Genomic DNA, 6695 nt, shown 5'->3' on the forward strand with positions numbered 1-6695 from the left:
CTCATCGCCGGCACGTAGGCGCCGCCCGCGGTGCACGAGCCCAGCACCGCCGCGACCTGAGGTATGCCCGTGGCGCTCATGGTCGCCTGGTTGTAGAAGATCCGGCCGAAGTGCTCGCGGTCGGGGAAGACGTCGTCCTGGCGGGGCAGGAACGCGCCGCCGGAGTCCACCAGGTATAGGCACGGCAGCCGGTTGTGCAGCGCCACTTCCTGTGCGCGCAGATGCTTCTTGACCGTCATCGGGTAGTAGGTGCCGCCCTTGACCGTCGCGTCGTTGGCGACGATCACGCACTCCCGCGCCGCTACCCGCCCGATCCCGGTGATGATCCCGGCTCCGGGGCACTCGTCGTCGTACATGCCGTCGGCGGCCAGCGGCGCCAGCTCTAAAAACGGGCTGCCCGGATCGAGCAGCCGGTCCACCCGGTCGCGCGGCAACAGCTTGCCGCGCGCGACGTGCCGCTGGCGGGAGCGTTCACTGCCACCGCGCGCGGCACTGGTCAGCTTCTCCTTCAGCTCGACGACCAGGCGGCGGTGCTCGTCGGCGAAGGTGCGAGCGTTATCCGTGGCAGCTGCGGTCGTCATGGCGCAACCGGAAGTTTAAGCGGAGGCTCGGTTTTGGCGACCACTTCGTCGACGGAGACTCCGGGGGCGGTTTCGACCAGCCTCAGGCCGTCGTCGTCGACGTCGATGACGGCCAGGTCGGTGATGATGCGGTCCACGCAGCGCGCGCCGGTCAGCGGCAGCGTGCAGCGCTCGACGACTTTGGGGCTGCCGTCGCGGGCGGTGTGCTCCATCATCACGATCACCCGCCGCGCCCCGTGCACCAGGTCCATCGCCCCGCCCATGCCCTTGACCATCGTGCCCGGGATCATCCAGTTGGCGAGGTCACCGGCGGCCGAAACCTGCATGCCGCCAAGCACCGCGACGTCGAGGTGGCCGCCGCGGATCACGCCGAACGAGGTCGAGGAGGAGAAGAACGCCGCACCCGGCAACGTGGTGATCGTCTCCTTGCCGGCGTTGATCAGGTCGGCGTCGAGGTCCTCACACCGCGGGTAGGGTCCGACGCCAAGGATTCCGTTCTCCGAATGCAACACGACGGTGACACCGGCCGGGATGTGATTGGGGACCAGGGTGGGCAGCCCGATGCCGAGGTTGACGTACTGCCCGTCGCGCAGCTCGGCGGCAACCCGCGCAGCCAACTCGTCTCTGGTCCAGCCGGTCATTTGCGCACCGTCTCCCGCTCGATCCGCTTCACCGGGTCGGGCACGTGCACCACCCGATGAACATGGATACCCGGCGTGTGCACCTGCGCCGGGTCGATCTCGCCGGGCTCGACGAGGTGCTCGACTTCGGCGATGGTGATCCGGCCCGCCGCCGCGCAGTCCGGGTTGAAATTGGCCGCGGTCTCGCGGTAGACCAGATTGCCGTGCCGGTCGCCCTTCCAGGCGTGCACCAGCGCGAAGTCGGTGCGGATCGCGTGCTCCAGAACGTAAGTGCGACCGTCGAACTCGCGGGTCTCCTTCGGCGGCGAGGCGACCGCTACCCGGCCGGAAGAGTCGTAGCGCCACGGCAGGCCGCCGTCGGCGACCTGGGTGCCCACCCCGGTGGGTGTGTAGAACGCCGGAATTCCGGCGCCGCCAGCGCGCAGTCGCTCGGCCAGGGTGCCCTGCGGGGTCAACTCCACCTCCAGCTCACCCGCGAGGTACTGCCGGGCGAATTCCTTGTTCTCGCCCACATAGGAGCTGATGGTGCGGCGAATCTTCTTGTGTGCCAACAGCAAACCCAATCCGACTCCGTCCACGCCGCAATTGTTCGAGACCGTCTCCAGATCATCGACTCCGAGGTCGGCCAGTGCGGCGATCAGCGCCTCGGGTATACCGCACAGACCGAACCCGCCCACCGCCAGCGACGCCCCGGGGGTCACGTCGGCGACGGCTGCCGCGGCCGTCGCCACGACCTTGTCCATCGCCACGCCGAACCTCCTCGACTTCAGTTAATAGCGATTAACCGCAGTCGAGGTTACCACCCTTTGCTGGGCGCGTCAGCCGCCCGGCGGTCACTGACGTAGGTACTCGATCGCCTGCCGGCGCAGCTCGTCTTTGCGGACCTTGCCGGTGACCGTCATCGGGAGTTCGTCGACAATCCGCAGATACCGCGGAATCTTGAAGTGCGCCAGCCGCTCGGTGCAAAACGCACGCAGCTCTTCGACGGTGAGCTCCGGCGCCCCGTCGCGCAGGGTGACCACCGCCATCAGCTCCTCGCCGTAGGTGTCGTCGGGTACCCCGATGACCTGTGCGTCGACGACGTCGGTGTGGGTATAGAGGACTTCTTCGATCTCGCGCGGGTAGATGTTCTCCCCGCCGCGGATGACCATGTCCTTGATCCGGCCGGTGATCCGCACATATCCGTCGACGTCCATGACGGCCAGGTCGCCGCTGTGCATCCAGCCGTCGGCGTCGATGACCTCGGCGGTGCGCGCCGGGTCGCTCCAGTAGCCGGTCATCACCGAATAGCCGCGGGTGCAGAACTCACCGGACACCCCGCGCGGCAGGATCTGACCGCTGCCCTGGTCGGCGACCTTGATCTCCAGGTGCGGGCCGACCCGCCCCACCGTGGCGACCCGGAGCGCCAGCGAGTCGTCCCGGCGGGTCTGGACAGACACCGGTGAGGTCTCGGTCATGCCGTAGCAGATCGCAACCTCGGGCATGTGCATGTCCTCGATCACCCGGCGCATCACCTCGACCGGGCACGGCGAGCCGGCCATGATCCCGGTGCGCAGACTGCTCAGGTCGTAGTCGGCGAAGTCAGGCAGGCCCAGTTCGGCGATGAACATGGTGGGCACCCCGTACAGGCTGGTGCATCCTTCGCCGGCCACCGCGCCCAGTGTGGCGGCCGCGTCGAAACCCGGCGCCGGGATCACGACGGCCGCGCCGTGGCTGACCGCCGCCAGGTTCCCCATCACCATCCCGAAACAGTGATAAAACGGCACCGGCACACAGATCCGGTCGGCCTCGGTGTAGCCCAGCAGCTCGCCGACCAAATAGCCGTTGTTGAGGATGTTGCGATGGCTCAGCGTGGCGCCCTTCGGGTATCCCGTTGTGCCGGAGGTATATTGGATGTTGATCGGGTCGCGGCTATCCAGCGTTGCCGCGATCCGAGCCAGCTCGGCCACATCGGCTGCCCCACCGGCCAGCCCGTCCCAGCGCTCGCTGGCGAGAAAGACGACCTCGCGCAGCTCTGCACAGCGCGGCGCCACGTCGCTGAGCAACGCCCGATAGTCCGAGGTTTTGAAGCTGGCCGCGGAGATCACCATCGCCAGCCCGGACTGCTGCAGCGCGTACTGCAGTTCGTGGGCGCGGTAGGCGGGATTGATGTTGACCAGTAGCGCGCCGATCTCGGCGGTGGCATATTGCACCAGCACCCATTCCCAACGGTTGGGCGCCCAGATGCCCACCCGATCACCGGGGCCGACACCGGCCCGGATCAACCCACTCGCCAGCCGGCGCACATCATCGAGCAGCTCGGCATAGGTCCAGCGCCGCCGCGCCGCAATGTCGACCAGCGCGTCCCGATCCGGGTATGCGGCGGCGGTGACGGCCAGCGCAGCACCAATGGTCGTCTCCAACAACGACGGCCGGGACTCCCCGCGCGCATAGGACAGCCCCGCCGAGAGTTCTTTGTGTTCCGCGGATCCCACAGCTGCCACCACGCCCCAACGACCGAGTTCACCGCGCCTGACGCGTGCTATGTTAGTGACGGTTAACTCAAGTGTCCACGGTGAGCAACAACGGAGACCCCACATGGCAGCGTCGGCGCCGGGCGGCCGAGCCGAGCCCGCCAACCGCCGCAGCCGGCTGAAATCCGACCGGCGCACCCAGTTGCTGGCGGCTGCCGAGCGGCTCTTCGCCGAGCGCGGTTTCCTGGCGGTACGGCTGGAGGACATCGGCGCGGCGGCCGGGGTCAGCGGCCCGGCCATCTACCGGCATTTCCCCAACAAGGAAGCGTTGCTCGTCGAACTGCTGGTCGGGATCAGCACCCGCCTGCTGGCCGGGGCGCGCGACGTGCGCTCCCGCGGTCAGGGCCCGGCCGCCGTGCTGGACGGCCTGATCGATTTTCACCTCGACTTCGCGCTGGGCGAACCCGACCTGATCCGCATCCAGGACCGTGATTTGTCGCACCTGCCGCCGGCAGCGGAACGCCAGGTGCGCAGCGCGCAGCGCCAGTATGTCGAGGTCTGGGTGGGCGTGCTGCGCGAGTTGAACACCGGGTTGGCCGAGTCCGACGCCAGGCTGATCGCGCACGCGGTGTTCGGGCTGCTGAACTCGACTCCGCACAGCATGAAGCCGTCCGGCACCAAGCCGTTCAATCCGCCCAGCACGGTCTGCGCACGCGCCGACATGCGCGCGATGACCGTCGCCGCGCTGGCCGTCGCGGGAAGCAGGGCCGCCAAATAGCTGCATGACTGCGAGGTTGTGCGCGCACAGGTACCCTGCATGCCATGAGGTGGGTATGAACGATCCGCGTCGGCCCGTGGGGTTCGATCCGACCCGTCAAGCCGCCGGTCCAATGGAGCCGGCACCGGTGAGCAATCCGCCGTACGTCGACCCGGCTTACGCGGGCCAGTTGCCGACCTACGGTGCGCGGTATCTGCCGCAACACACCCAGCGCACCCAGAACCCGACCACCCCACTTTCGCAACAACACTGGGCGCCGGGCCAGCCGCCGCCGGGCCAGCCACCAGGAAGCCTGGCCGCCGGTGACGGGAGCGGGCCGCCCCAGCCACCCAAGCCACCCGGGTCGCCGCGTTGGCTGTTTCTGCTGGCCGGTGGGGCGGTGCTGCTGGTCGTCGGCCTGGTCGTCGCGCTGATAGTCACCAACGGAACGACGAAGATGCCGACCGCGGTTTCGCCGTTGCCGTCGATGCCCAGCACGACCCCGTCACCGCAGGTACCGACGACCACGTCTCGGCTGCCGTCGCCGACCACCGGCACGGAACCGCCCACGACGCCGACGCCCACCGAGTCGACCACCGCTGGCGAGGCGCAGGCCGTCGTCTACAGCGTCACCGGCCAGAGCCGGGCGATCAGCATCGCCTACATCGAAACCGGCGGTGTGCTGCAGACCGAGTTCAATGTGGCGCTGCCGTGGAGCAAGCAGGTCAGCTTGACGCCACCGGCGTCGAAATCCGCCAGCGTCACGGTGGTCAACATCGGCGAGCAAGTCACCTGCTCAGTCACCGTGGACGGCGCCCAGGTGCGGCAGCGCACCGGCAGCATCGTCACCATCTGCGCGGTGCCCGGCTAAAGCCCCTGAAGGGCACCGGCCGCGCGGCCGGACCCCATTGTTGGCACTCTACGATTGCCGCATGCCCGTGCCCGCCCCCAGTCCGGACGCGCGTGCCGTCGTCACCGGAGCTTCCCAGAACATCGGCGAGGCGCTGGCCACCGAGCTGGCGGCACGCGGCCACGGGCTGATCATCACCGCGCGCCGCGAGGATGTCCTCAACGACCTGGCTGCCCGGCTGTCCGAGAAGTACCGGGTCGCGGTCGAGGTGCGTCCGGTCGATCTCGCCGACCCGGAGCAAAGGGCGAAGCTGGTCGACGAGTTGGCCGGCCGCAATATCTCGATCCTGTGCGCCAACGCCGGAACCGCAACGTTCGGACCGGTTTCCACGCTCGATCCAGCGGCCGAGCGGGCCCAGGTGCAGCTCAACGCGGTCGCGGTGCACGACCTGGTGCTGACGGTGCTGCCGGGGATGGTCGAGCGCGGGGCCGGCGGCATCCTGATTTCCGGTTCGGCGGCGGGTAATTCACCGATCCCCAACAACGCCACCTATGCCGCCACCAAAGCGTTCGTCAACACCTTCAGCGAATCGCTGCGCGGGGAACTGCGGTGCTGCGGCGTGCACGTCACGCTGCTGGCACCGGGCCCGGTGCGCACCGAGATGCCCGATGCGGCCGAGACGTCGCTGGTCGACAGGCTGATACCGGACTTTCTCTGGATTTCGACAGAGTACACCGCGAAGGTGTCGCTGGATGCGTTGCAGCGCAACAAGATGCGCGTCGTACCCGGGGTGACGTCCAAGGCGATGTCGGTTGCCAGTCAGTACAGCCCGCGCGCTATCGTCACGCCGATCGTGGGCTTCGTCTACAAGAAGCTGGGCGGCGGTTAACTTCAGTAGCGCCGGCGGCGTCCGGTGCCCATCATGCCGCGGACGATTTCGCGACCCATCGCCGTGCCGGCCGAGCGTGCGAAACTCCTACCCCCGGGCCCAGAGAACAGGCCTGCGAACCAGCGCCACATGCGCATCCACCAGTGCGGCCGCTTCGGCTCGGCTGTCGGCAGTGCATTGGCTGCTGAATCCGACTGCACCGGGGTCAGTTTGGTTTTCAGGAGCTCATACGCAGACTCGCGGTCGACGGTCTGACCGTATTTGGTCTGCAGCGGGCTGGCTTTGGCGGCCGTGCTGATCGCGTCGGCGTCCAGGGCACCCATCAGCGACCGCGGCGGCCGCAGTCTGGTCCAGGCGACCGGTGTCGGAGCGCCCTTCTCGGAGAGGACGGTGACGATCGCTTCGCCGATACCCAGCGACGTCAGTGCCGACTCCAGGTCGTAGATCTTGGTTTTCGGGTAGGTGCGCACAGTTCTGCTGAGCGCCTTCTGGTCGTCGGGGGTGAACGCCCGCAACGCATGCTG

General features: G+C 68.1%; 8 protein-coding genes. 3 read left to right on the plus strand and 5 right to left on the minus strand.

Features of this window, described 5'->3' with window-relative positions; translation table 11 throughout:
• The 4 genes from AC2VON_RS05795 to AC2VON_RS05810 form a co-directional block, all read right to left on the minus strand.
• On the minus strand, positions 1 to 581 hold a 581-nt coding region (locus AC2VON_RS05795), incomplete at its 3' end, for a carboxyl transferase domain-containing protein (RefSeq protein WP_486952082.1).
• Entirely contained in the window at positions 578 to 1222 is a 645-nt protein-coding gene (locus AC2VON_RS05800) for a CoA transferase subunit B (protein WP_486952083.1), read from the minus strand. The genes AC2VON_RS05795 and AC2VON_RS05800, both read right to left, overlap by 4 nt.
• On the minus strand, positions 1219 to 1965 hold the full coding sequence (locus tag AC2VON_RS05805; RefSeq protein ID WP_486952089.1) for a CoA transferase subunit A: 747 nt from the start codon (positions 1963 to 1965) through the stop codon (positions 1219 to 1221). Before AC2VON_RS05805 ends, AC2VON_RS05800 begins: the two co-directional genes overlap by 4 nt.
• A 90-nt stretch (positions 1966 to 2055) precedes the next feature.
• The gene (locus tag AC2VON_RS05810; RefSeq protein ID WP_486952084.1) at positions 2056 to 3696 is read right to left on the minus strand and encodes an AMP-binding protein; all 1641 of its coding nucleotides are present in this window, start codon (positions 3694 to 3696) and stop codon (positions 2056 to 2058) included.
• Between the two features lie 103 nt (positions 3697 to 3799).
• On the opposite strand from AC2VON_RS05810, the gene AC2VON_RS05815 reads away from it, so the two are divergent.
• From AC2VON_RS05815 to cmrA, 3 genes are all read left to right on the plus strand, one after another.
• A complete protein-coding gene (locus AC2VON_RS05815; protein WP_486952085.1) occupies positions 3800 to 4453 on the plus strand; it encodes an SACE_7040 family transcriptional regulator in 654 nt (217 codons plus the stop codon).
• Positions 4454 to 4508: 55 nt separating this feature from the next.
• Complete coding sequence (locus AC2VON_RS05820; protein WP_486952086.1) at positions 4509 to 5303, plus strand: MmpS family transport accessory protein; 795 nt, start codon at positions 4509 to 4511, stop codon at positions 5301 to 5303.
• Positions 5304 to 5364: 61 nt separating this feature from the next.
• Positions 5365 to 6171, plus strand: coding sequence for a mycolate reductase (cmrA, locus tag AC2VON_RS05825; protein WP_486952087.1), 807 nt, complete (start codon positions 5365 to 5367; stop codon positions 6169 to 6171).
• 2 nt (positions 6172 to 6173) lie between these two features.
• Here cmrA and AC2VON_RS05830 read toward each other — a convergent pair.
• A partial coding sequence (locus tag AC2VON_RS05830; protein WP_486952088.1) for a helicase HerA-like domain-containing protein occupies positions 6174 to 6695 on the minus strand: 522 nt, incomplete at its 5' end.

This window comes from Mycobacterium sp. TH-M82 (assembly GCF_057473605.1).

Excerpts from the sequence above, each read along its gene's own strand:
- AC2VON_RS05800 (WP_486952083.1), bottom strand. The coding sequence starts at position 1,222 with ATGACCGGCTGGACCAGAGACGAGTTGGCTGCGCGGGTTGCCGCCGAG.
- AC2VON_RS05820 (WP_486952086.1), top strand. The coding sequence starts at position 4,509 with ATGAACGATCCGCGTCGGCCCGTGGGGTTCGATCCGACCCGTCAAGCC.
- cmrA (WP_486952087.1), top strand. The coding sequence starts at position 5,365 with ATGCCCGTGCCCGCCCCCAGTCCGGACGCGCGTGCCGTCGTCACCGGA.
- AC2VON_RS05815 (WP_486952085.1), top strand. The coding sequence starts at position 3,800 with ATGGCAGCGTCGGCGCCGGGCGGCCGAGCCGAGCCCGCCAACCGCCGC.
- AC2VON_RS05805 (WP_486952089.1), bottom strand. The coding sequence starts at position 1,965 with ATGGACAAGGTCGTGGCGACGGCCGCGGCAGCCGTCGCCGACGTGACC.